This is a genomic window from Alloacidobacterium dinghuense (genome assembly GCF_014274465.1).
Classification (GTDB): domain Bacteria; phylum Acidobacteriota; class Terriglobia; order Terriglobales; family Acidobacteriaceae; genus Alloacidobacterium; species Alloacidobacterium dinghuense.
This window is the reverse complement of sequence record NZ_CP060394.1, coordinates 2,226,894-2,249,535: the sequence shown is the minus strand read 5'-3', so window position 1 is coordinate 2,249,535 and position 22,642 is coordinate 2,226,894. Positions and strand designations below refer to the sequence as shown.

Genomic DNA, 22,642 nt, shown 5'->3' with positions numbered 1-22,642 from the left:
GCGCATGTGAAGCATGCTTGATTTGAAGCCTAAGACTCGCCGATTCTTAACGTGTCACCAACTTGTCATTAAATTGTCATGAGTATCAGGCGAGTGTCGCGCAGTCATTCATGGCGAACGAGATACTCATTGTCCAAAAGCCTGCCCGTCTTCGTCTAAGATGACAGACGAATGAGTTGGAGACGACCGCACGTATCCCCCATCCTGCTGACAGCGCTTCTCTTTTCGCTTTCTTTCTTCCTGCGAACCGCCGACGCAGCTTCGGTGGAGACAGATCCTCTGAACCGCGACCCAAAAGTGCGGGAGGCATTTGATCGTTTCTACATTATGGACTACACCGGCTGCATCGCGCGCTTCGAGAAAATCCGCAGCGAGCACCCGAACGAGCCTATTGCCACTGACTATCTGCTCTACAGCACCGTATTCAGCGAGCTCTTCCGCCTCGATCTGCTCGACACCACCTTCTACGCCAACGATGGATTCCTGACTGGAAAACATACCGTCACTGAAGATCCACAGATGCGCGATCACATCAAAGACCTGACGGATCAGGCAGTCGACAAGGCAACGCAGCAGTTGAAAGAGAACCAGAATGATGTAAATGCGCTCTTCGCCCGCGGCTGGGCCAAGAGCCTTCAGGCTGTCTATCTTGCTATGGTGGAACGCAGCTTCGGTGCCGCCCTGAAGCTCGCGTCGCAGGCACATAGCGATCACGCCAAGGTTCTACAACTGAGCCCGGACTACGTAGACGCCAAGCTGGTCACAGGTGATTATGAGTACGTGGTTGGCGCTCTGTCGCTGCCTTTCAAGATACTCGTTGGCTTTGCCGGAATCCACGGATCAAAGGCCACCGGCATGGAGATGCTGCGTGACGCCGGTTCGCGCGGTGTCATCACCTCCGTTGAGGCGCGCATTTGCATGATGCTCTTTCTGCGCCGCGAAGCAAAGTACCAGGAAGCCGAACAGATTGCTGAAGGATTGGTGAGGGAATACCCTCGAGACTTTCTGTTTCGTCTAGAGGTGGCCAACTTACAGAAAGACGCGGGGCAGGGTTTGAAGGCGATCTCAAGCTATCGCGAGGTGATCGAGCTATCGAGAAGGCCCGACTACTTCCCATCGTCTCATCTTGAGCTGGTTTACTTCGGCCTCGGCGATACCCTGCGCGGCCAGAAACTCTACGCCGAAGCCGTCGAGGCATTTGACAGCGCAGCATACGAGCCGACAACGAGTCCGGAACTGAAACGTCGCGCGCTGTTGTACGCCGGACAGGTCTACGATCTAATGCACGACCACGACAAGGCCCGCCAGCAATATCAAGCAGTGATCGACGCGGGCAGCGATTCCGCACAGGCCGACCAGGCGCGCAAGTTCATGCGGACGGCATACTCAGGGCGCTAGCCGCAGCAGATCGACTGAAGCCAAACGCATCCTCGATCAGGTCCGAAGCCATCTTCAATGCATCGATCTCCCGAATAGCAGCCTGTATCCTCTGCGCGGCTCTTCGATATTTCCCATCCCTGAGCACCGTCTGAACCGCCCGCCGCAGCCGATTCACTGAAAGCCTCTTCAGTGGAACCACCACTCCCACATTCCTGTAAGCAATGCGGGCGGCAACCCCCGGCTGGTCGTTCCCCAGCGGAATTGCCACCAACGGAATTCCCTCAGCAAGAGCCTCCAGCGTGGTATTTAATCCCGCATGCGTGATCACGGCTGCAGCTTTTCCAAGAACTTCCAGTTGTGGCGCATAGCCAACAACCAAAGGATCGCCCGCCAGAGGCCCAAGATCCTCAGGGCGAATCCCGCCGCCTAAAGAAATCACCAGCTGAGCATCTAAGCCCTTGCAAGCCTCAGCAATCATGCGAAAGACGTGATCCATCCGATTCTGCAGCGTTCCGAGCGAGGCATAGATCAGTGGCCGTCCATCAAGCCGCTCCCATGGAAAGGAAACAGGCTGCCGCATCCCCGCGTCCACAAACGGTCCCGTGTAGTGCAGCGGAGAAGGCACCTTGGAAAGAGGGAACTCAAGCGCCGCAGGTAATTGCGTAATCTGGGCAAGCGGCGACAGCATATCGCTCGCATGCCGAAGCATCGGCAGTCCCCAGACCCTGCGTTGCTCGTTGAGCACATCCAGGACCGGCGCAGCGAAACGAGACAGCAGCGTACCGCCAACGCGGTTGCGCAGCCTGCCGAAAGCTCCCGCACTGTACTTCCAGCCAAAAACAAAAGGGGGAATCAGATCGCTGCGAAGCAAAGGCGGAAAGCAGGCGATGGAGACAAAAGGCAGCCTTAGAAAGTCCGCGACAGTTCCCGAGGGATCAGCCTCATCCACTAGAAGAACCTCAGCACCGGAGTCCCTTACCGCATCCGGAGCGTCGTGCAGAATCATCCGCGTGTATTTCTTCACCCGCTCCACCGTGAATCGGAAGACATTCATGCCCCTCTGTTCCCCAAGCTGCTGATCCAGCCTTAAGAGCGTGCCAGGCGGATAGTCCTCTTCACCGATCAGCCGAAACTCAATTCCTGCCACGCGTACCTTCGACTCGACATCGGCGATTCCAAAAAGAACGAGCGAATGTCCTCGTTGCTCAAGGCTCCGCGCGAGCGCCATCATGGGATTCAAATGTCCGGTGCCGGGAAAACAGAATGCTCCTATACGTGCCATGCTTAAGCTCAATCTTTCTGAGGGTTTCTAGTTGTAAGGGCCGGAAAAACATTGTCAGGAAGCCGCTTACGGCAGCCAGTCGAATTACGAATAAAGGCCAATATTGGATTTGTGGCAGAATGAACGCAGTGGCGAATAGGGAACCGGCCACCCACGATTTGCGTATCTGTCTACAGTAGTTCGAGGAAATGATTTATGGCAGTATTTTGCAGCAATTGTGGCAAGTCTCTCACTGACGACGCACGTTTCTGTTCGGCTTGCGGCCGTCCGATCTACGTGGCAGCCCCCGTATATGTGCAGACGAGACTGATTCGCCCGCGCGAAGGACGCATGATCGCCGGCGTATGCCAGGGCCTCGCAAATAATTATCACTGGGACGTGGTGTGGGTGCGCGTGGTTACCGTGCTCGCGACAGTCTTCTCGAGTGGCGCTGGATTGATCGCCTACATCGTTTTCTGGCTCGTGATGCCGGAAGAGCCGCTTGCCCTGCCTCCAGTCACGACTTACACACAGCCGAACGGCAGTTAGCTGTGTTCTATAACTCAGGCGGCGTAAAGCTCTTCGCGGAAACAATAGGCGAGGGGCAGGATGTCATCCTGCTCCACCCGACACCCGTCCACCATGCCTTCTGGCTGCCCGTAGCCGAAATGCTCGCCCAGCGCTATCGCGTCATCATGCCTGATCTACGCGGCCACGGCCAATCCGAGGCCGGAGAAGGCGCGATCAAAGTCGAAAAGCTGGGTCAAGACATCGAGCGTCTGATGAACGAACTCGGCATCGGCAAAGCTCTTTTTGCAGGATGCTCACTCGGTGGCTACACCCTTTACGAGTTGTGGCGCCGTGTGCCGAATCGCATCACCGCTCTCGCTTTCTGCTGCTCAAAGCCGCAAGCTGATGCCGACGCAAACCGCGCAAAGCGCAAGGAGTGGATTGACGGCATCAGGCTGCACGGTACGGGTGATTTCTTCGAGGCGATGCTCAACACTCTCATCGGGGCGACAACACTCCGGCGCTTTTCCCAGAAGATCGGCGAGGCGCGAGAGATGATGCAACTCACTCGCGCCGAAGCCGCCATCGCCATCCAGCAGGGACTGGCTTCGCGCCCAGACTCGGTCGCGACCGCGAAGACCATTCGTGTTCCCGCCTGTGTCGTCGCAGCCGCAGAAGACTACGGCAGCACCGTCGAAGACATGAAGCTACTCGCAGAAACCATCCGCAACGGCGGCTATGGGGCCGAGTTCCATGTTCTTCATGATGCAGGGCATTACGCACCCTGGGAGCAGCCCGAAACCGTCGGCCCGATCCTGCGGCGCTTCTTCGATTCAGTTGTTGGTTAAGGGAACCAAAGCCTAAGATATAGCGTACTGGCAACCGAGAGTCAGGTTCCGCAGCAGGTTCAGATCCGCAAGCACGAAAGCAAGTTCAAGCACGAAAGCGAGTTCAGGAGCAGCAATGTCACGCCGTTGGCTCTATCTCTGTTTTCCCATTTTGCTAGGCATACTGTTTATCCCGCGCGCGCAAGCATCCACCGACCGTGTTTCCTTCATGCATGACATCGATATCAGTGACACGGACGAAGCCGACGACGCGGTTTGTTTCCTCTGCTCGATTCGCGTCAACGGCAAAGTGAATGGAGACGCCGTAGCTTTTCTCGGAGGCATCCACGTCAACGGCGAAATCAATGGCGATGCCGTCTCATTTCTCGGCGATGTTGCGATGGGCGACCAGTCCCGCATCGGCGGTGATTGCGTCGTATTCGGCGGCCCGCTGCGTCGAACCGGCAACGCCACAGTGAACGGCGACACGGTGAACTTCCCATTCATCATCATCATGCTGCCGTTCATTTTCGTTGCGCTCCTCATCTATGGAGTCATCGCGCTCTTCCGCCGCAGACGATACGCAGCATATCCCATGCCTCCTCCAACGATGCGCCGATAGTGCGCGCAAAGCTGGACGCAGATTCGAAAGATAGTTAGGCTCAAAGAAATACTCCCCGTTTTTTTTGAGGCCGCTTGATTTCGACACGCCCCTTTGCCCATCCTGATCCCAGTTCTCCCCTAGCCTGCGATGGCGTAAGCCTCGAAACTCTTGCGAAAAAATTCGGCACGCCGCTGTACACCTATTCAGCCGGCCAGATCCTTCACCGGCTGCGCCTCTTTACCAGCGCATTCGCATCCATCCCGCATCTCGTCTGCTATTCGGTCAAAGCGAACTCCGCGCTGGCGATTCTGAAACTGCTCGATCAGCACGGAGCGGGCTTCGACATCGTCTCGGGCGGCGAGCTGGAGCGCATTCTACGCGTCAACAAACAAGCCGCAGAGCGCGTCGTTTTCTCCGGAGTCGGCAAGACGGCAGCCGAGATCGACCTGGCCCTCCGCTCGGGCATCCTCATCTTCAACGTGGAGAGTGCCGCCGAACTCGACTTGCTCGCTGAGCGAGCCAGCAAGCTGCGCAAGCGCGCCCGAGTCGCGCTGCGTGTCAATCCCGACGTATTCGCCGAGACCCACCCCTACATCTCCACTGGGTTGCGCGAGCATAAATTCGGCATCGATATCCGTCAGGCGCGAGCTGTCTATAAATTGGCGGCAAAACAAAAGTACCTCGATCCATGCGGGGCAAGCGTCCACATCGGTTCGCAGATCCGCAGCGCCGATCCCTTCGGCGCCGCCGCGGAACGCGTCGCGCAACTCATCCGCGATCTCCGCTCGGATGGTCTGGCCATCACTTCAGTCGACGTAGGCGGCGGCCTCGGCATCGAATACCACTCCGATCACAGCTTCAATCCTGAAGAAAAGATTCATCAGTACGCGACGGCTCTTCTGAAGTCGCTGCGGCCGATCGAAAATCTCCGGCTGCTCCTCGAGCCCGGACGCTTCATCGTCGCGCAGGCAGGAGCCCTGCTGACACGCGTCCTCTACGTGAAAAAGAACGGTGAAAAAACCTTCGTCGTCACCGACGCAGCCATGAACGACCTCATCCGTCCCGCGCTCTATCAGGCGCACCATGACATCGTGCCAGTCATGCCGCGCAAAGGCGCGCGCAAGAAGGTCGTTGACGTCGTCGGCCCCGTTTGTGAAACAGGAGACTTCTTCGCACGTGACAGAGAACTGCCCGAGCTGAAGCCGGGAGACCTGGTCGCAATCCTTGATGCTGGCGCCTACGGACTCTCACTCAGCTCAAATTACAATTCGCGTCCGCGCCCTGCTGAAGTGTTGGTCGAAGGCAAAAGAGCACGACTCATTCGCCGCCGCGAAACGATGGACGATCTCTTCGCGCCAGAACAGATCTAAAGATGTATCGACGCATAATTAGCCAGCGGTCAAGGCGCTGTCATCCTGACACTGAGCGTAGCGAAGTGGAAGGATCTGCTTTTATCTTCCGAGCACGAAAAAGGGTGCCCCATCCTTTCGCTCTTTTGCGAAAGGGTGGGAAAGCAGATACCAGAATCTACTTCACACCCTTGGCCGGGTCCCACGATCCCTGTTCCTTGCGGATGGAAACGATCTGCCCGATGTGGTACGCATTGTGCGTGCCAATGTGCGCAATGGTAGAAGCCGATTCCGCCAGCTTCTTATCGTCGGCGCTTTCGACCGCCTTTTCCCACTCCGTCATCACTGCGTCGAGTTCGCGGACCGTTGCATCCCACTTCTTGCTGTCAAAGTTGGTGAAGGTCTCGTCATTGTTGCCGCTGAATTTCTCCGGCGTCTCGCCTTTGAACTTCGCCAGCGATTGCTTGTCCCAGAAGAGAATGTGATACGTGAGCTCTCCAATGGAGTGCATATCGGGTTTGCTCTTCCAGTTCACTTGCTCTGGCGTGAGCCCTTGCACTGCGATGTTGGCCGGCACAAACCAGTCTTCCACGTTGTGCGTCGTTTTAAGCTGCTCCAGCAAAACGCCTCTCAGTGTCATCGGTTTCTCCTTGGACTGATCCTGCGCGAAAGCGTGTAAAGAAAGCGACAACATCACAAGCGCGATGAGTCTTTTCATGCTCAAAGTCTCCTCGACCATATTCAGACCGGAGACTATTCGTGTCAGCACACCTATGTCTTCAAAATTTTGATAAAGCGCTGTTTTTTTGTAGATCAGCAGCCACGTCAGCCGATCGTACGCTGGCGAGAGCCGATCGACCATCAGGCGTGATAACGTTTTTTCATTGGAAAAACTAACAAGTTCAAGAAAGGGTTTTCTGGATGCGGGTGATTCTACGAAGTGCGGCAGTTGTGTGTCTTGTCGCTGCCAGCGCCACGCTTTTTGCCTCTGACGCGACACAAGTCAAGACAGACAAAGGCAAGGTTCAGGGATACGTCAACAAAGATGGCCAGATACGGATATTCAAAGGCGTTCCTTACGCGACTCCGCCCGTAGGACAGCTCCGCTGGAAGCCTCCGCAACCAGCCGCAAAATGGCACGACATTCGACAGGCCACCAGCTACGGTTATCGCTGCATGCAGCCTCCTGTTTTCGACGACATGATCTTCCACGATCCCGGCCAGAACGAAGACTGCCTCACCCTCAACATCTGGACGCCAGCCAAAGATAAGAAGGCGAAGCTCCCCGTCATGGTATGGATCTACGGCGGCGGGTTCACAGGAGGCACGACCTCCGAAGCGCGTCAGGACGGCGAAAATCTCGCGCACAAAGGCGTCATCGTCGTCTCCATGAATTACCGCCTCAGCATCTTCGGCTTCTTCGTCCATCCCGAACTGACCGCAGAATCGCCGCAGCACGCTTCCGGCAACTACGGCCTCCTCGACCAGACCGCAGCCCTTCAGTGGGTGCATAAAAACATCAAGCAGTTCGGCGGCGATCCGGATAAGGTAACCATCTTCGGCGAATCAGCCGGTTCGTCCTCGGTAAGCGCGCAAATGGCATCGCCGCTGGCGCGGAATCTCTTTCAGCGCGCAATCGGTGAGAGCGGTGGAGCGTTCAGCGCAACGCATCCTTTTGCCACTCGCGAACAACGCGAGAAGCAAGATCCCGAAAAGATAGCCGCGGCCCTTGGCACCACAAAACTCTCTGAGCTGCGCGCCCTGAGCGCCGATCAGATCCTGGCCGCCGCGACACCCAAGCCCGGCGACGATCCTGTTCGCTTTTCCCCGGACGTCGACGGCTATTTCCTGCCAGAGAGCGTCGCAGCAATCTACGCCTCCGGTAAACAGGCGCATATTCCTCTCATCGCCGGATGGAACGCCGACGAAGGCGGCATCCCGCAGAAAACGATGACCGTCGCTGAATACACTGAGATGGCGCAAAAGCGATTCGGCCCGAACGCCGACAAATTTCTCGCTGCCTATTCCGCCACAACAGACGACGAAGCTCTGCGCGCCGCCAAAGATCTCGCCGCGGACACGTTTATCGCCGACTCAACATGGCGCTGGCTCGAAGCCCAGGTTGCAACCGGCGGACAACCCGTCTACCGCTATCACTTCGAACTCGAATCTCCCGGCGACAAGTTCCACGAAGCCGGCACAGCCTTCCATTCCGATGACATCGAGTACGTTTTTGGGACACTCGATTCGCGACAGGGAGCGGTATGGCGCCCCGAAGATCGCAAAATGTCGGAGATCATCCAGACCTACTGGACCAACTTCGCGAAGACCGGCGATCCCAACGGTGGCGACTTGCCCAAGTGGCCAACCTACAACCCAGCAGACGGCTGGCAGGTGATGCACCTGACGCCTACGCCCGAGGCACGTCCTGACCCGCTCAGGGCAAGATACCAATTTCTCGAGCAACAACCTGCGGAAACCCTCTCATCAACCAGCGATAAGTAAAACGGATCGGGCAAGCTGGATCTCTTGCGAAGGACAAAGGCTGCGCTATCGCGCAGCCTTCATCATGAAAGCGATCTTTTAGTTCTGAATGGAGTGCGCCGAAGCGAGCGTGTTTGCTTCCGCTACAGACGGAGGAGATTTCGTCTGCGGGGCATCCACAGACTTTGCCGTGGTTGGCAGTGTACCCGTGTGATCCGGCCCTAGCCCCAGCTTGATCAGGGCACGGGAATCCGGAGTGAGCTTGGTCTGCCATCCATTGTCTGACTGAAATTTCTGCATCGCTGTCTGGGTTTCAGAATCCCATTGTCCAGACGGTTCGCCGCTCAGATAGTTCTGCTTGATGAGTGCACTCTGAATTTCGCGGGCGCGGTCAGGATCAATGCCGCGTTGTCCCTGGACTTTGTGTGAAACGGGTTTTTTCTTGCTATGGCCCGACGTCGGCGTACGATGGCTGCGCTCCGCGAATGCGGGAGCAGCAACAAGGGCCGCGGTTAGAAGAATAGTCTGGCAGGCTCGAACAAAAAGCATGCGGTTGGAAACCTCATTAGGGGAACTTTTACGAACCTTTTTGTGAAGGGTAAAGGCGAACCCTCTGAATTGCAAGCAATTCCATGCCGGCGCCTCATTACTTTTGAGGCGCCGGACACCAGAATGGTTTTATGTTCGGATTACGGAAGTGTTCCGCCGAGTAACGTGCCGCCATCTCTCGGGCGTTGCGGATCCACCACGTTGAAGACCACATCCGAGCCAGATTTCAGTCCGGAAATGATTGCGTTGTAATCAGCCTTATTGTGCACCGGCTGCTTGTTTACCGACGTAATCACGTATCCCTCAAGTCCCGAGAGCCCGATCTCATCGGCAAACGACCCAGCCTTGACACCCTGGATCAGCACGCCATGCAGCGCAGAAGGTGCATTCGACGGCAGGTCTGCGACGGTAATGCCGAGCTTGCTCTGTGAGGCATCCGTACCGTTGCCTGGAGCGTTCTGCTCTTCATCGTTGCCAGAACCCTGCGCTTCTTCCATCTTCGTGCGGTCGATGATCGAAACAGTCGCAGTGGACTGCTTGCCATCGCGCAGATAGCCAAGCTGCACTGTGCTGCCCGGCTTGCGCCCGGAAATATCATTCACCAGATCGTCGCCATCCTTGATCGAACGGCCATCGATGCTTGTGATGATGTCTCCCGGCTTGAGGCCGGCCTTGTCAGCAGGCATACCCGCAGTCACGCCGCGAATAATCACGCCGCTCTTCGCGCCATACACGCGCTGCACCGCGCTCGAAACCGTGGGCTGGAAGGTGATTCCAATCGATCCGCGCACAACCTTATGCGCTGGGCTGACGAGTGCGTTATAAACATCGACCACGGTATTCGCCGGCATGGCAAAGCCGATGCCCTGATACCCGGCAGATTGCGTAAAGATAGCCGTATTTACGCCGACCACCTCACCTGCCATATTCACGAGCGGACCACCCGAGTTGCCGGGGTTGATCGCCGCGTCGGTCTGAATAAAGTGCTGGAATTGACCTCTCGGGCCGCCTTCAATCGTGCGGTTCTTCGCCGACACGATACCCGCCGTTACCGTCTGGTTGAGGCTGAACGGGCTTCCGATCGCAACCACCCAATCACCCACCTGTGAGCTCTCAGAGTTGCCCAGTTTGACGGTGGGAAGGGGACGGTCCGCGTCAATCTTGATCACTGCGAGATCCGTGGCCTTATCGACGCCGACCACCTTCGCCGGATGTCCCGGTCCGTTGCCGTCAGGATCGCTCGCCAGCTTCACATAAATGCGATCCGCTTTGTCGACCACGTGGTTGTTGGTGACGATGTAGCCCTTGGGATCAACGATGAAGCCGGAACCAAGCGCGGCATGCGCCTGGTCATCTGGCTGTCCCTGATCGGGACCCATGCCAAAAAAGCGGTTGAAGAAATCCTGCATGCCGCCTTGGCCCTGGCCCTGGCCTTGTCCCTGATCCTGATCGTCATCATCGTCGCCGTTGCCGTTATCGGGATTTTGCGGCATCTGGCGGAAGCGCTGGGTGCCGGCGCCGCCGCGACGACGTCCCTGCTGCTGTTCCTTGGGCAAGGTTTCTGTGTTGATGTTCACCACTGCCGGGCCCACTTCCTTGGCAATCTTGGTGAAATCAGTCGAAAGATCCCGGGGCGAAGGAACCTTAAGCGGGGTCGCGTCGGAACTGTCGACCTTCGCTTCCTGCCCTCTCACACCATGCGAGACAACGGAGCCAATCAGAATTCCGGCCGTAAGCGTGGTCAGAATCGTAAAAGTGGTAGCGAGACGGCGTACACGAAGCCGTTCGAGCAGCGATTTCATTCAGGTCTAACCTCTATGTGTTGGTTGGAGCCATTCAATAGAACTGACGGCGCATGCGCGCGAGTCCAACATTCCAGTATACCGAGGAAAGTGAAGTTGAAATGGCGAACAGATGGGCAAGTTTCACTTTCTCTTCTCGTTCCATTAGACGCGCCAAATCGGGAATCTGTCGCAATTCGCTCAGTCTGGCCAATGTCTAGTTAAGTGGAACCGTTTCATGCGCCGTGGGTTGCATGCGGTTCGGCAGGAATTCTGTAAAACCGATCCCCGCCAGAATCAGCAGCGCCCCCGCGCTCGCCCGCAGGTTGAGCCGTTCACCCAAAATGACAAATGATGTTAGCCACGCAAAAACCGGCTCAAGCGCCAGAATCAGAGCCGTATGCGTCGCCGGTAGAAACTGCTGCGCCCACGACTGCACCGTGAACGCAGCAGCAGTAGCCAGCAACGCCGCAATCAAAAGCGCAACCACAACCCGCGGAGTCCACCGGATCGAAGGATGCTCCAGAATCGGACCGCTCACCGCCATAAACAGGGCACAGAAGCCGATCTGCAACAGCGCCAGCTGCGTATACGGAACGCGAGGCGCCGTATGCGCCAGCGCCAGCACATGCAACGCAAATCCGACCGCACACCCGAATGTCAGAAGGTCGCCGCGATTCACAGACACAAAATCAAACCCGGCCCCCGCAGGCGTAGTCAGCAAAACAATCCCGACGAACGCAACGAGCGCCCCGAGATAAGCGTTCCACTGCGGAACGTGCGCTCCCGCAGGGCGCAGCAACGGAATCCCCGAAAACAACGGCACCAGCACCACGACCAGTCCGGTAATAAACGCCGATTTCGAAGGACTTGTAAGCCGCAGCCCCGCCGTCTGAAATTGATATCCCATCGCCAGACAGAATCCAACAACCGCCCCACTCACCATCGCCCGTCGCGTCACATGTTTCCAGTGCGCGCGATACACAACCGCCAGGCACGCGAAGGCCAGCGCCATGCGAATGAAATTAAACAGCAGCGGAGAAACATCCCGCAGCGCGCCCTTGATCAGAACGAAGGTCGCTCCCCAGACAAACACAACCGCGGTAAGGAGCAGGTGAGCGCGCAGGGAACGGGACATGAGGGAAGAGTAGCAGAGCGTTTGGACCGGTCAGAGAGCGCCGCAGCGAAAAACACCCACGCCGTAGCGCTTATTTTGCGAGACTATCGAAAATCTCCCGAACATCAAGAAAGATAGGCGTCCCCGTCGCCTCAAAGCGCTCAGTCCTATGCCATCCCGCAACCCAGTCAAAGCCTGTCTGCGTAGATGGATCGATCACCCAGATATTCTTCACGCCCATCGCGCGATAGTCTTCCAGCCGATCGTTGTAGCGCTGCACGCGGTCTTCTGGCGAAAGAATCTCAACCACGACCAAGGGAGGATGCGTAATGACTTGTTCAGTCGGCATGTCACGCGATATAAGGCAGACATCCGGAATGCGCACGCGAGTAGAAGATACCCTTACACGTAGTTCGGGAAGAACATGAACATTCCATTCATTTCTGCGTGCATAAAACCACGCAAGCAAAGCCATCTGAACAGATGCATGATCGAACTCGCCCAAATTCCGCTCCTCAATCTCGCCGTCTACATAGTCGCGGTCGGGATGGTAGGAGGTCTTGAGATAGGTTTCGATTGCCACCTGTGCCGATGTAGCCATCGCCCCTCCTGCCCAACATTCTAACTAACCCAGGTCAAATTTATACAAGCCAACATCCAACCGCTGCGAGACAATCGCGCTAGCCGTATGAGCAGCGAAACTCCAGCCGCAAGAAGCAACACAGCCCTGCTCCCCGACGAGCCGCACCCCGCAAGCGGCCCACGTCGCGCCGCCGTTCTCTTTATCCTCGTCACCGTTACCCTCGACATGCTGGCGATGGGGATGATCGCGCCCGTCCTGCCGCGCCTCGTCACGCAATTCCTCCACGGCAACCAGACCCGCGCCGCCGAGATGTACGGCATCTTCGCCACTGTCTGGGCGCTCATGCAGTTCATCTTTTCGCCATTGCTCGGATCGCTCTCCGACCGCTTCGGCCGCCGGCCCATCGTGCTGCTCTCAAACTTCGGCCTCGGTCTCGACTATCTCGTGATGGCGCTAGCGCCTACGCTCAGTTGGCTCTTCATTGGACGCGTCATCTCCGGCATCACCTCCGCCAGCGTTCCAACCGCGATGGCCTACATCGCCGACGTCACTCCGCCAGCGAAGCGCTCGCAGGCTTTCGGCCTGATCAGTGCCGCCTTCGGCGTGGGCTTCGTGCTGGGACCCGCACTCGGCGGCATCCTCGGCAACATCAGCACACGGCTGCCATTTTATGTAGCGGGCAGCATGAGCCTGCTGAATGCGCTTTACGGCTTATTCATTCTGCCGGAATCGCTATCGCGCGAGCGACGCGGAAGGTTTTCGTGGGCCAGCGCGAATCCCATGGGTTCACTTGTGCTGCTGCGCCCGCACATCGAACTGTTCGGCCTGGCCTCGGTCATCTTCCTCGGATACCTGGCGCACCAGGTGCTCACCAGCACCTACGTTCTCTATGCCGATTACCGCTATCACTGGAGCGACCGCACTGTAGGCCTCTCGCTCGCCGTCGTCGGCATCTGCTCCGCCATCGCCGGCGCCGTCCTTGTCAAACCCGCCGTGAAATTGCTCGGTGACCGCAACGCGCTTCTGCTTGGCCTCGTATTCGCAACCGCAGGCTTTGCCATGTTCGGCCTTTCGCAAACCGGACTCCTCTTTTGGTTCGGAATCCCCGTCATGTGCCTCTGGGGACTCTCCGGTCCCACCGCGCAGAGCCTCATGACGCTTTACGTCCTACCCGATCAGCAAGGCCGACTGCAAGGTGCGGTGAGCAGTATTCGCGGCCTCGCCGGATTGATCGGGCCCGCGATCTTTGATGTGCGCATCGCCATCCATAATTACGGGAACGCCGGTGGTAGGGGTCGTCGAGAGGTCTGAGGCCATGATGACTGCTGATCCGCGCAGGAATCCAAAGGGAGAGGCGGCCATGCGTCCCAGGCGCAATGGCACAAGGTGGGCCTGACGTCTACGGTTGCTTTGAGCAAGCAGGTCGAGAGGGCTGGGCCTGTTTTTCGGGGGAGTCCAACCGCATGCATCTCTCGGGGAAGGCGTTTGCGCATCTCCTGCCCGAGTTCGCGTCTCTGTTGCCAGGGCTCAATGGCTCGTGTCAGATCAATTCGGTTTTCGGGACTTGGGCTTCCGAATCGATAGAGACCTACGATTCGAATTTCGCCATATGTGCTTTTTTGCCGTTCGCAGCGGATGTAGATTTTGGTCTTGTCATGAAGCAGACCTCTTGAACTCAGATTTCAAAGCGACCAAAGCATGCCAGCAAGAGTATGGCGGCCGACTACTTACCTGCAAGGGCTTTGAGATGGCTAATCTACTTGGCGGATTCGACGACGGGCTGCGGCGGCACTACCGCTTTGCCCGTGCGGCGAGCCAACAGGACGAGGGCGATTCCTGCAAGGATAGACCCGACAGCGGCGACTTGGGCGTTGCTCATGCCCCAGTAAAGTTTCGGGTTGATGCGAATGAACTCAATGAGAAAACGCGCGATGCCGGTCATGACGAGGTATTCGCCCGTAATCTCTCCAGCTGATCTTGGAGTTTCGGGCCTGCTGCGATGCCAGAGAATCCATGCAATCAGGAGAGCAGCAATCAGCTCATATATGGGAGTTGGATGGACCCGCTGGGTTGTTGGCACCAGACCATTGGGAAAGCTCATTCCCCAAGGAAGATTGGTCGGGATGCCGTAATCGCCATCTCCAGAAATAAGACAGCCGAGACGACCAACACCATAGCCCACGGCAGCCGCAGGCGCAGCGAGATCCAGCATGCCAAGCTTGCTCAATCCTGCTCCTCGGCTCTGCCACAGCAGAGCAAGAATGCCCGCAATCAGTCCGCCGAACCACGCGAAACCGGCGCGGTCGAGGAGCATTCCCGCTGGATCTTGAACGAGCAGTTGGGGCGTTTCAAGCACGTGCCACAACTTGGCGCCGAGCACCCCGATCACGGTGGAGATAGCTACAATACCGATAGCATCAGCATCGACTTTCCATCGCCGAAAATTGCGGTGAAGTACCCAGCAGGCTGCGACGGCCGCGAGCCAGAGCATAATGCCAAATGTTCCGATAGAAAAACGACCAATATGAATGAAGGGATACATGAACAGCTTACCTTCTCGAGTATAGAGCCTGCATAGAGAAGGTTCCACAACCGCATGCCATATTTAGAGCTATCCTAGTAACGTGATGAGCGCGCCTGTTACTCTCCCTGCCCTCAAAGTTCTCTTCAGCCGACAGCAAATCGCGGATCGAGTTGCGGAGATAGGACGGCAGATCGATCGCGACTATGCGGGCCAAAGCATTGTGCTGCTGGGTGTCCTGAAAGGCGCGGCGATCTTCCTTGCTGACCTGGCGCGCAATATCAGCATCGATTGCACCTTTGATTTCGTCGCTGTTTCAAGCTATGGCAAGGGACAGAAAACCAGCGGAGCCGTAAAGCTCATCAAAGATGTGGATCAGCCAATTGAAGGTAAACACGTCATCGTAGTGGAAGATATTCTCGATACCGGCCTCACGCTCGATTTTCTGCACAAACTCTTTCAACAGCATCAGCCGCGATCTTTGCGCATTGCCGCACTGCTCGATAAGCCTTCGCGACGCATGGTAAAAATTGAGGCGGATTATGTCGGCTTCAAGATTCCCAACCAGTTTGTCCTTGGCTACGGCATGGATTATGCCGAGCGTTTCCGTAATTTACCTGATATCTGTCTCATGCCTCCGGATTATCCGGAGTAGGCATGCCTGGAGTGAAGTAACCTCATGACGACCAAAGTAGTCACCCTAGAAGAAGTAGAGAAAGAGAACGGATCCTTTGATGCCGTTGCTTTCAGCCAGCAAGTACTTTCAAGTGGCCGGTCGCTGGCCGCAGTATTCGATCACACCCTTTTAAAGCCCGAAGCAACACGCGAGCAGGTTATCAAGCTTTGCGAGGAGGCGGCGGAGTATCGTTTCGCCTGCGCCATGGTGAATCCGGGTTGGGTTGGCACAGCGCACACGGTACTCGCGAGCAGTGGGGTTCCCATTGGTACGGTTCTCGGATTCCCGCTGGGCGCTTCACTCTCTGTCTCGAAGCGCGAAGAAGCCGTAGAGTTGGTGAAGCTAGGCGCGCATGATCTCGATATGGTTCTGAATATCGGGATGTTGAAGTCAGGGATGAACGAACGCGTCCAACAGGATATTCGAGGCGTAGTGGAAGTCGCGCATGAGGCTGGCGCCATTGTTAAAGTGATCCTTGAAACCTGTCTGCTCAGTGTCGAAGAGAAGCTGCGCGCTTCAGAGTTGGTCATTGCGGCCGGGGCTGACTTTCTGAAGACGAGCACTGGGTTCTCAACCGGCGGGGCTACTCCGGCAGATGTTGCATTGTTGCGCGGCGTAGCTGGTTCGCGCTGCGGCGTGAAGGCTTCGGGTGGCATACGCACGTTGGCTGATACCCGGGTGATGCTTGAGGCTGGAGCCAACCGGATCGGGGCAAGTGCTTCGGTCAACATTCTGCGCGAACTTCATCAGGGCTGAACGGGAATCAGCTTCGCTACCCAACGCCATCAGCAAAGGACTTACGAGCCGCGATATCATGGCTCGTTCCCTTTTCGTGTATCCAATGGGCCTGACAGGAGTTGCGTGACCAAAGAGCAAGCCAAAGAACAAGATCGTACTGCAGCGAAGAATCTCCCTGCGCCTGAGCGCGCGGGGGGACCGCAGACTCCCGAGCGCAGAGATACCGATCCTGACTTTGAGGGCGACTACAGGCCGACTTCTCAGGCGGTCGCACCGCAGGTGCAAGTACGCGTGGAGCCGCTGCAGACGGAATTCCTCGTCCGGCTGGCTGATGCTCTCAATACCACTCTCGATCTCCAAACCTTGCTGCAGCGCACGGCCGACCTGGTTCGTGCGGTTATCGACTATCGCATCTTTGCCATCATGCTGCTCAACGACCGCACCAACGATCTGCGCATGCGTTTTCAGATCGGCCATACGCCGGAAGCCGAGCGTTTGCGCATTCGCGTGGGCAAAGGAATCGTCGGCCAGGCAGCGCAGACACGCGAGGCCGTGCTGGTAAACGACGTCAGCAAAGCGGAGAACTACATCAACGTCCATCCACATGTCCGCTCAGAGTTGGCAGTACCGCTGATCGTCAAGAACCGCGTGATCGGCATCATCGATATCCAATCCGAGCAGCTTAACTACTTTCAGCCCGAACACCTGCATCTACTCAAGCTGACCGCGTCACGCATCGGACAGGCTATTGAGAACGCGCGGCTTTACACGCGCGTCTCGCGGCAAGCACAGACGCTGCAGGTGCTGAACGAGATCAGCCGCGAGTTTACGTCGATCCTGGATCTGGAGTCGCTGCTGGAACGCATCGGCACGCTGCTGCGGCGGATCATCGACTACCAGATGTTCTCAGTATGGATCGTGAACGAGCGTGAGCAGGTGCTTGAGAATCGATTCGCGCTGCGCTTCGGCGAGCGTTTCTATCCGAGCGAAAAGCTGCCGCTCGATGGTGGTTTGGTGGGCGTGGCGATTGCGGAACGTCGGCTGATTCATATTCCCGATGTGCGCAAAGATCCGCGCTATCGCATGTTCAATCCCGAGACGCGCTCGGAGATGGCGATGCCGCTCATTTATAAGGGTAAGGTTATCGGCATCCTCGATATCGAACACACGCGCGCGCACTTCTTCAACGAGGATCATGAACGCGCGCTGACGACACTCGCGGCGCAGATTGCCATCTCTATCGAGAATGCGCGGCTTTACCAGCGCGTTGCACAGCAGGAGCAGCGGCTGGAGAGCGATCTTGCGATGGCACGCGAGGTGCAGTTGCGGTTGTTGCCTCCGTTCAAGCCCAAACATACGCGGGCTGAGTTTGCGGCACGATTTCTGCCTGCGCGGACGCTTGGCGGCGATCTCTATGACTTCGTTCCGTATGATGCGAACCGCACTGCCATCGTGCTGGGCGATGTGAGCGGTAAGGCTGCTCCGGCTGCGCTGTACGCAGCGCTGGTGAGCGGCATTATGCGATCGGAGGCGACAGCGCATCTGTCTCCTTCAGAGATGCTGAAGACTCTGAATGACTCGTTGCAAGAGCGTCGGGTCGATTCGCAGTATGTGACGATGCTCTATTCCGTGTGGAATGACGAAAATCAGACACTGCAGATCTCCAATGCTGGTTCTGTTCAGCCTCTCTTCTGCCGCGAAGGCGAGGTCGAGACGATTCAGGCGGAAGGATTTCCACTCGGAATGTTTCCTAGCGTCAAGTATGAAGAGTTCACTCTTTCAACGCAGCCTGGCGATTCACTCATCTTCTTCTCCGATGGCATCGCCGATGCGCAGAATGCGGAGGGTGACATGTTCGGCAACGAGCGGTTGACGGCTGTGGTCAAGAAGCATCAGCACAAGTCGGCGTCGAAAATTGCAGAGGCCATTTTCAACGAGGTCGGCAAATTTCAAAAAGGCGTCGAACGTTTCGATGACGAGACCGTTGTTGTGCTTCGCGTGCTTTAGATTTTCCATCCATTCTTCTCTAGTAACTTTCCGGTACGATACATAGAAATGCTTGAGACGAAAACCGAACGCATTGTTACGCCTGCACGCAACATTCTCGGCAGCCTACGCCTGCCGGGGGACAAGAGCATCTCACATCGCTACGCATTGTTGAGTGCGCTCGCGTCCGGAACAACGAAGATCACCAACTTCTCAACTGGGGCGGATTGCGCCAGCAGCCTGGGGTGCGCCGCTGCGCTGGGGGCTGCCGTCACTCGCCGGGACGATGGCACGATCGAGATCCTCGGATCGGGCGAATTCAAGGCATCGTCTACTCCTCTGGATTGTGGCAACTCCGGTTCTACGATGCGCATGCTTACGGGGCTGCTTGCTGCTACGCCTCACACGTATACGCTGATCGGCGATGCATCGTTGAGCCGACGTCCGATGGAGCGCGTACGCAAGCCCATCTCGCAGATGGGGGCCGAGATTACGCTCACGGATGGGCATGCTCCGGTGACGATTCGCGGAGGCAAGCTCAAGGCGATTGACTATACGACTCCTGTTCCGAGCGCGCAGGTGAAGACCGCGGTGCTCTTTGCCGGATTGCAGGCTGAGGGGACGACGACTGTGCACGAGTCGGTTCGCACGCGCGACCATGGCGAGCTGGCGTTGCGCGCCTTTGGCGCTCACGTTGATCGCTCGGCGGATTCGGTGAGCATTGCCGGTAGTCAGGCTCTGACGGCGATTGAGGCTGCGATTCCGGGCGATATCTCTTCGGCTGCCTTCTTTCTGTGCGCTGCTGCGCTCTTTCCCGGTTCGAACCTTGTCTTCGACTCGCTTGGGCTGAATCCCACGCGAGCCACGCTGCTTGATGTTCTGACTGCCCTTGGCGCTCATATCGGCGTGCTCAACCTTGAGGAGAAGCACGGCGAATTGGTTGGAATGGTGCAGGTGAATGCTCCGGTGAACGGACTTACGGGAACGACGATTTCCGGTGCGCTTTCAGCGCAATTAATCGATGAATTGCCTGTTTTAGCGGCAATTGCGCCTTACACGCAGAATGGCATTCGCATCCGCGATGCGAAGGAGCTTCGCGTGAAGGAATCGGATCGCATTGCGCTGGTGGCGAACAACCTGCGCGCGATGGGCGCCCATGTTGAGGAGTTCGAGGATGGGCTCGATGTTCCAGGCGGCCAGCAGTTGCACGGCGCAGAGATCAATTCAGGTGGCGATCATCGCATTGCCATGGCGTTTTCTGTGGCTGCGCTGAAGGCCTCGGGCGACACGGTGATTCAGGGCGCGGAGTCGGCTGCGATTTCGTTTCCTGAGTTTTATGAATTGCTGGATCAGGTGGCGGAGCGGTAGTCCCCCCTCCCCAATTTTGGCTCTCTTTATTTTCAATGATTTAGCGGGGGATGATCCCCCGCTATGCGTATGAAACTAAATGAGTTAAGTACTTTCTAGTGTTTTCAATCACTTAGCGGGGGGGGTCCTCTTCGCTTCGCTCAGAATGACGAGCTATGTAGCCTGAAAAAACACCCTCTATTTCCAGAATAGCAAATTTCGCGAAATAGTACGCCAAACTTATTCCTCCCGCAACCTGCTCAGAATGAGTTGTTTACAGATATCAAGCTGCCTCAAGGAGCTTGACACGTGCAGAGTGCCGCGCGGTCGGGGCGGTCGAATACCGACGAGCAGCCAAAGCAGCTTAAATTAAAGGCGCGGCACACCTGAGAGTGTGCCGCGCCTTTGGAGCCGTTATACCACCACCGAGTTGCTGACCTGGCTGGACAACTGCCCCAGCCGCGTCGAAACACCGTCGAACCGCAGAACGGCCTTTTCAGCGAAGAACCAATGCCCATGGTAAAACTCGTTTGCGCCGGTCGGAGCCGTAGTACTGCGCGGCCTATTCAAGCACGTAACCCGGCGAAGATCCTTAACGAACCCGACGCGCAGCTGTCATTCTTCTGATAGCTGCGCAAGGGACGTTTTTACCCCGGAATGCACTTGCCTGACCAAGGCTGAATCCTCAGCCGTTACCCTGCAGGGAACAGGGAATCAAGAGAGTTAACACCACAGAGTGTCATTAGAACCCATTAGAACGTCCTGAACCGTCTTCAACCGTTCTGAAACACCTGAGGACATTCGGCTTGAAAAATCACCTAAAAAATCACCCCAGATTTGCACGGCACGGCTAGAAATGCAATCTTCAGGAACAGAGGCTGCAATGAAAAATCTTATGGAGGAAATCTGCATTTCTTGCAGCGAAAAATGCACCGAACTACCCGGTTTTTCAACCAAATTCACAGGCATTCGCGCCACGTTTTCCTCGAACGAAATAATGGTAGTCTGCACCTGTGATTGGCAAAACGGAACATTTTTGATCGCCAAAAACGACAGGGCCACATAGAGAAGGTTTTTGAAGCCCTGAAAACAAAGAAGCCTAGTGTGTCACCACTAGGCTTCTTAGGAAGGAGATGTATGAGCACTCCTTGTTGGATTGAGCGGGCGAGACCCCTGCTCAACTTCCTTGGAATTGTTCTAGTGCTTGCTGGGAAGTTTGTCGACTTACTGAGCAAGCTTAACAATAACTAACCATTGAAGGGCCTGTCTTCGTTTCCACGGGGGCAGGTCCTTCTTTGTCTCAGCCTCAGGCCACTGCCTTGTCGATGTCAAGTCTTCTTTCCAGACAACTGTGGAAGGGACATTTGCCCCCAGCCGCTCCGAGATGCAGGGCATGGCCAGATCTATTTTACGAAAACCTTATGTGTGGGATTGGCGTGCCGGGTCGTCGTCGGCACGCCATCCACTTCCAAATGGTCTCATGCATCCCCGCGGTGCAGAGACGAAACAGACAATTAGTCGCCGGTGCCGCAGGTGCAAATGCCTGCGCCACTGCCGAGAATGTTGATAAATGAGCACTGCGCCTGCAGGTTCGCCAGCTCAGTGGCACCCAGTGTCGAGTCCGAGGACTCGGTTTCAGTGACCGGCCATATTATCCCGCCGAAACTGCCAAAGGCAGTCCCAGGCTGAATATGGGTCGCCCACACGCGAAGGTTAGCCTTGGGGGTTACATTTGCGGTCGGATCGCACGGCGAGTTGTTCACAGCGGCGGAGATGACCTTGATCACGCCGGAGAATGGGCTGGTGCCGGGGCCGGTAAGCGGGTTTTTGGTGAGATCGGTGCGAACCGACAACCTGCGCAGGCCATTATGTGTTTCGACGCATCCGCAGCATTCGGCCAGCTGCTGATCCGCCGCAAACACATAAATCATCGCGCAGAGGTTGCCATACGTCAGGCCGGGATTGTCGATCCGGACTGTTGCGTCTGGCACCGGAAATCCGGCGAGGACCGGTGCGTTGAAGTCAAAATAGTTGACTTTGTAGACGTCCTGAGCAGAGGCCACGCCAGCGCCCGCTACTGCGAGGCCAACGAGTACCAAGCCCAGGGATAGGAATTTGGATCTAGAGATTAGCATTTTCGGGTTCTCCTAAGCGCTGTCTAAAAAGCAGGGACCCGGCGCTGCTGTCTACGATGAACCTCAGTCCAACAGCAGACAACTACCCAACCGGACTAATCAGGGGATTGGTTTCGCTATAAATTCTTCTACCTTTGGGACAATCTCAGGACGAACTCGTTTGCGATTTCTTCAACTCATGGGTAGAAACTATCCGTGTGTAACACGCTATGGGGTTGGAAGGGGCCTGGCACGCGCCGAGTGTCGCGCGATCAGGGAGATGGAGAAGCCGATGAGAACGATGTGGGCAAAAAGTGCGCTGGCCAGCTCTGTCCAGGAAAACCTTGCATTTGGGTTCTTCGGAACAGCAGAGAGCGGGATCACCACGTATTGCATAAAGAGATGAAGCCCGACACAAAAGATGGCGCCAGAGAGATACGGGCGCCGGATCAGGATCGGTAACTTCAGAGCAGTAAAGTAGTAGACGGTGGCGGCTCCGATGGCGATGGTGAAATGCAGGATGACTCCGAGAAGAACGCCGAGCGCGCCCAGTTGTGTCGCCGCGTGCATGCCTATAAGGCCGCTGGCGATGTAACGGAAGATGTTCCGCGCAGGAATGCCCAGCATGAATGTGTAGTGGATGATGGCATCAGAACCATCGAGGAAACCAGCCAGCAGGCCTCCACCGGCAATGGTGGCCAAGGCCCGGGGACGCGGGACGGTAGCAACAGCGGTTGCCATGCGGATGATTCCCTCCTGCTTGATAGGAGAGTCTTCCATTCACCTGGAGAAAAGTAAAAGGCCCGGCGATGATG

21 protein-coding genes and 1 pseudogene are annotated in these 22,642 nt (G+C 56.6%); 11 read left to right on the top strand and 11 right to left on the bottom strand.

Annotated features, from left to right (window positions below; translation table 11 throughout):
* Window positions 1-171 precede the first annotated feature (171 nt).
* Entirely contained in the window at window positions 172-1,398 is a 1,227-nt protein-coding gene (locus H7849_RS09110) for a tetratricopeptide repeat protein (protein WP_186745878.1), read from the top strand.
* On the opposite strand, the gene H7849_RS09105 is transcribed toward H7849_RS09110, so the two are convergent.
* Complete coding sequence (locus tag H7849_RS09105) at window positions 1,370-2,662, bottom strand: glycosyltransferase (RefSeq protein WP_186745876.1); 1,293 nt, start codon at window positions 2,660-2,662, stop codon at window positions 1,370-1,372. The two genes, H7849_RS09110 and H7849_RS09105, sit on opposite strands and share 29 nt — an antisense overlap.
* A gap of 195 nt (window positions 2,663-2,857) precedes the next feature.
* On the opposite strand from H7849_RS09105, the gene H7849_RS09100 reads away from it, so the two are divergent.
* From H7849_RS09100 to lysA, 4 genes are all read left to right on the top strand, one after another.
* Window positions 2,858-3,190 (top strand): PspC domain-containing protein, encoded by a 333-nt coding sequence (locus H7849_RS09100; RefSeq protein ID WP_186745874.1) that lies wholly within the window; start codon window positions 2,858-2,860, stop codon window positions 3,188-3,190.
* A 2-nt stretch (window positions 3,191-3,192) separates the two neighbouring features.
* On the top strand, window positions 3,193-3,999 hold the full coding sequence (locus tag H7849_RS09095) for an alpha/beta fold hydrolase (RefSeq protein ID WP_186745872.1): 807 nt from the start codon (window positions 3,193-3,195) through the stop codon (window positions 3,997-3,999).
* A 115-nt stretch (window positions 4,000-4,114) separates the two neighbouring features.
* On the top strand, window positions 4,115-4,600 hold the full coding sequence (locus tag H7849_RS09090) for a hypothetical protein (protein ID WP_186745870.1): 486 nt from the start codon (window positions 4,115-4,117) through the stop codon (window positions 4,598-4,600).
* A 74-nt stretch (window positions 4,601-4,674) separates the two neighbouring features.
* The gene (gene lysA / locus H7849_RS09085) at window positions 4,675-5,952 is read left to right on the top strand and encodes a diaminopimelate decarboxylase (RefSeq protein ID WP_186745868.1); all 1,278 of its coding nucleotides are present in this window, start codon (window positions 4,675-4,677) and stop codon (window positions 5,950-5,952) included.
* A 157-nt stretch (window positions 5,953-6,109) separates the two neighbouring features.
* Here lysA and H7849_RS09080 read toward each other — a convergent pair whose 3' ends face one another.
* The gene (locus tag H7849_RS09080; protein ID WP_186745866.1) at window positions 6,110-6,649 is read right to left on the bottom strand and encodes a DinB family protein; all 540 of its coding nucleotides are present in this window, start codon (window positions 6,647-6,649) and stop codon (window positions 6,110-6,112) included.
* 203 nt (window positions 6,650-6,852) lie between these two features.
* Between H7849_RS09080 and H7849_RS09075 the strand changes: the two genes are divergently transcribed.
* On the top strand, window positions 6,853-8,436 hold the full coding sequence (locus H7849_RS09075; protein ID WP_186745864.1) for a carboxylesterase/lipase family protein: 1,584 nt from the start codon (window positions 6,853-6,855) through the stop codon (window positions 8,434-8,436).
* Window positions 8,437-8,514: 78 nt separating this feature from the next.
* Here H7849_RS09075 and H7849_RS09070 read toward each other — a convergent pair whose 3' ends face one another.
* From H7849_RS09070 to H7849_RS09055, 4 genes are all read right to left on the bottom strand, one after another.
* A complete protein-coding gene (locus tag H7849_RS09070; protein ID WP_186745862.1) occupies window positions 8,515-8,964 on the bottom strand; it encodes a peptidoglycan-binding domain-containing protein in 450 nt (149 codons plus the stop codon).
* A 140-nt stretch (window positions 8,965-9,104) separates the two neighbouring features.
* Complete coding sequence (locus H7849_RS09065; protein WP_186745860.1) at window positions 9,105-10,766, bottom strand: trypsin-like peptidase domain-containing protein; 1,662 nt, start codon at window positions 10,764-10,766, stop codon at window positions 9,105-9,107.
* Between the two features lie 196 nt (window positions 10,767-10,962).
* Window positions 10,963-11,883: a DMT family transporter gene (locus H7849_RS09060; RefSeq protein ID WP_186745858.1), complete on the bottom strand. Its 921-nt coding sequence runs from the start codon at window positions 11,881-11,883 to the stop codon at window positions 10,963-10,965.
* 70 nt (window positions 11,884-11,953) lie between these two features.
* A complete protein-coding gene (locus tag H7849_RS09055; RefSeq protein WP_186745856.1) occupies window positions 11,954-12,463 on the bottom strand; it encodes a Uma2 family endonuclease in 510 nt (169 codons plus the stop codon).
* A gap of 87 nt (window positions 12,464-12,550) precedes the next feature.
* Between H7849_RS09055 and H7849_RS09050 the strand changes: the two genes are divergently transcribed.
* Window positions 12,551-13,756, top strand: coding sequence for a TCR/Tet family MFS transporter (locus H7849_RS09050; protein ID WP_186745854.1), 1,206 nt, complete (start codon window positions 12,551-12,553; stop codon window positions 13,754-13,756).
* Here H7849_RS09050 and H7849_RS27380 read toward each other — a convergent pair.
* Both H7849_RS27380 and H7849_RS09045 read right to left on the bottom strand, forming a co-directional pair.
* Window positions 13,739-13,807, bottom strand: a pseudogene (locus H7849_RS27380) (DUF2252 family protein); the annotation flags it as partial. The gene H7849_RS09050 and the pseudogene H7849_RS27380 overlap by 18 nt on opposite strands.
* Before the next feature lie 394 nt (window positions 13,808-14,201).
* Window positions 14,202-14,987: a prolipoprotein diacylglyceryl transferase gene (locus H7849_RS09045; protein ID WP_186745852.1), complete on the bottom strand. Its 786-nt coding sequence runs from the start codon at window positions 14,985-14,987 to the stop codon at window positions 14,202-14,204.
* A gap of 85 nt (window positions 14,988-15,072) precedes the next feature.
* On the opposite strand from H7849_RS09045, the gene hpt reads away from it, so the two are divergent.
* From hpt to aroA, 4 genes are all read left to right on the top strand, one after another.
* Window positions 15,073-15,621, top strand: a complete 549-nt coding sequence (gene hpt, locus H7849_RS09040; protein WP_186745850.1) for a hypoxanthine phosphoribosyltransferase — start codon at window positions 15,073-15,075, stop codon at window positions 15,619-15,621.
* A gap of 24 nt (window positions 15,622-15,645) precedes the next feature.
* A complete protein-coding gene (gene deoC, locus H7849_RS09035) occupies window positions 15,646-16,398 on the top strand; it encodes a deoxyribose-phosphate aldolase (RefSeq protein WP_186745848.1) in 753 nt (250 codons plus the stop codon).
* A gap of 105 nt (window positions 16,399-16,503) precedes the next feature.
* Complete coding sequence (locus H7849_RS09030) at window positions 16,504-18,387, top strand: SpoIIE family protein phosphatase (RefSeq protein ID WP_349627461.1); 1,884 nt, start codon at window positions 16,504-16,506, stop codon at window positions 18,385-18,387.
* A 48-nt stretch (window positions 18,388-18,435) separates the two neighbouring features.
* Complete coding sequence (gene aroA, locus H7849_RS09025; RefSeq protein WP_186745846.1) at window positions 18,436-19,734, top strand: 3-phosphoshikimate 1-carboxyvinyltransferase; 1,299 nt, start codon at window positions 18,436-18,438, stop codon at window positions 19,732-19,734.
* A gap of 702 nt (window positions 19,735-20,436) precedes the next feature.
* Here the strand turns inward: aroA and H7849_RS09020 are convergent.
* The 3 genes from H7849_RS09020 to H7849_RS09010 all read right to left on the bottom strand — a co-directional run bounded on the left by H7849_RS09020 (window position 20,437) and on the right by H7849_RS09010 (window position 22,568).
* The gene (locus H7849_RS09020; protein ID WP_186745844.1) at window positions 20,437-20,682 is read right to left on the bottom strand and encodes a hypothetical protein; all 246 of its coding nucleotides are present in this window, start codon (window positions 20,680-20,682) and stop codon (window positions 20,437-20,439) included.
* Between the two features lie 545 nt (window positions 20,683-21,227).
* Window positions 21,228-21,848, bottom strand: a complete 621-nt coding sequence (locus tag H7849_RS09015; RefSeq protein ID WP_186745842.1) for a hypothetical protein — start codon at window positions 21,846-21,848, stop codon at window positions 21,228-21,230.
* A 207-nt stretch (window positions 21,849-22,055) separates the two neighbouring features.
* Window positions 22,056-22,568, bottom strand: coding sequence for a hypothetical protein (locus H7849_RS09010; RefSeq protein ID WP_186745840.1), 513 nt, complete (start codon window positions 22,566-22,568; stop codon window positions 22,056-22,058).
* Between the last annotated feature and the right edge of the window lie 74 nt (window positions 22,569-22,642).

Excerpts from the sequence above, each read along its gene's own strand:
- H7849_RS09110 (WP_186745878.1), top strand. The coding sequence starts at position 172 with ATGAGTTGGAGACGACCGCACGTATCCCCCATCCTGCTGACAGCGCTT.
- H7849_RS09105 (WP_186745876.1), bottom strand. The coding sequence starts at position 2,662 with ATGGCACGTATAGGAGCATTCTGTTTTCCCGGCACCGGACATTTGAAT.
- H7849_RS09100 (WP_186745874.1), top strand. The coding sequence starts at position 2,858 with ATGGCAGTATTTTGCAGCAATTGTGGCAAGTCTCTCACTGACGACGCA.
- H7849_RS09090 (WP_186745870.1), top strand. The coding sequence starts at position 4,115 with ATGTCACGCCGTTGGCTCTATCTCTGTTTTCCCATTTTGCTAGGCATA.
- H7849_RS09080 (WP_186745866.1), bottom strand. The coding sequence starts at position 6,649 with ATGAAAAGACTCATCGCGCTTGTGATGTTGTCGCTTTCTTTACACGCT.
- H7849_RS09075 (WP_186745864.1), top strand. The coding sequence starts at position 6,853 with ATGCGGGTGATTCTACGAAGTGCGGCAGTTGTGTGTCTTGTCGCTGCC.
- H7849_RS09070 (WP_186745862.1), bottom strand. The coding sequence starts at position 8,964 with ATGCTTTTTGTTCGAGCCTGCCAGACTATTCTTCTAACCGCGGCCCTT.
- H7849_RS09065 (WP_186745860.1), bottom strand. The coding sequence starts at position 10,766 with ATGAAATCGCTGCTCGAACGGCTTCGTGTACGCCGTCTCGCTACCACT.
- H7849_RS09060 (WP_186745858.1), bottom strand. The coding sequence starts at position 11,883 with ATGTCCCGTTCCCTGCGCGCTCACCTGCTCCTTACCGCGGTTGTGTTT.
- H7849_RS09055 (WP_186745856.1), bottom strand. The coding sequence starts at position 12,463 with ATGGCTACATCGGCACAGGTGGCAATCGAAACCTATCTCAAGACCTCC.
- H7849_RS09050 (WP_186745854.1), top strand. The coding sequence starts at position 12,551 with ATGAGCAGCGAAACTCCAGCCGCAAGAAGCAACACAGCCCTGCTCCCC.
- H7849_RS09045 (WP_186745852.1), bottom strand. The coding sequence starts at position 14,987 with ATGTATCCCTTCATTCATATTGGTCGTTTTTCTATCGGAACATTTGGC.
- hpt (WP_186745850.1), top strand. The coding sequence starts at position 15,073 with ATGAGCGCGCCTGTTACTCTCCCTGCCCTCAAAGTTCTCTTCAGCCGA.
- deoC (WP_186745848.1), top strand. The coding sequence starts at position 15,646 with ATGACGACCAAAGTAGTCACCCTAGAAGAAGTAGAGAAAGAGAACGGA.
- aroA (WP_186745846.1), top strand. The coding sequence starts at position 18,436 with ATGCTTGAGACGAAAACCGAACGCATTGTTACGCCTGCACGCAACATT.
- H7849_RS09020 (WP_186745844.1), bottom strand. The coding sequence starts at position 20,682 with ATGCCTGTGAATTTGGTTGAAAAACCGGGTAGTTCGGTGCATTTTTCG.
- H7849_RS09015 (WP_186745842.1), bottom strand. The coding sequence starts at position 21,848 with ATGCTAATCTCTAGATCCAAATTCCTATCCCTGGGCTTGGTACTCGTT.
- H7849_RS09010 (WP_186745840.1), bottom strand. The coding sequence starts at position 22,568 with ATGGCAACCGCTGTTGCTACCGTCCCGCGTCCCCGGGCCTTGGCCACC.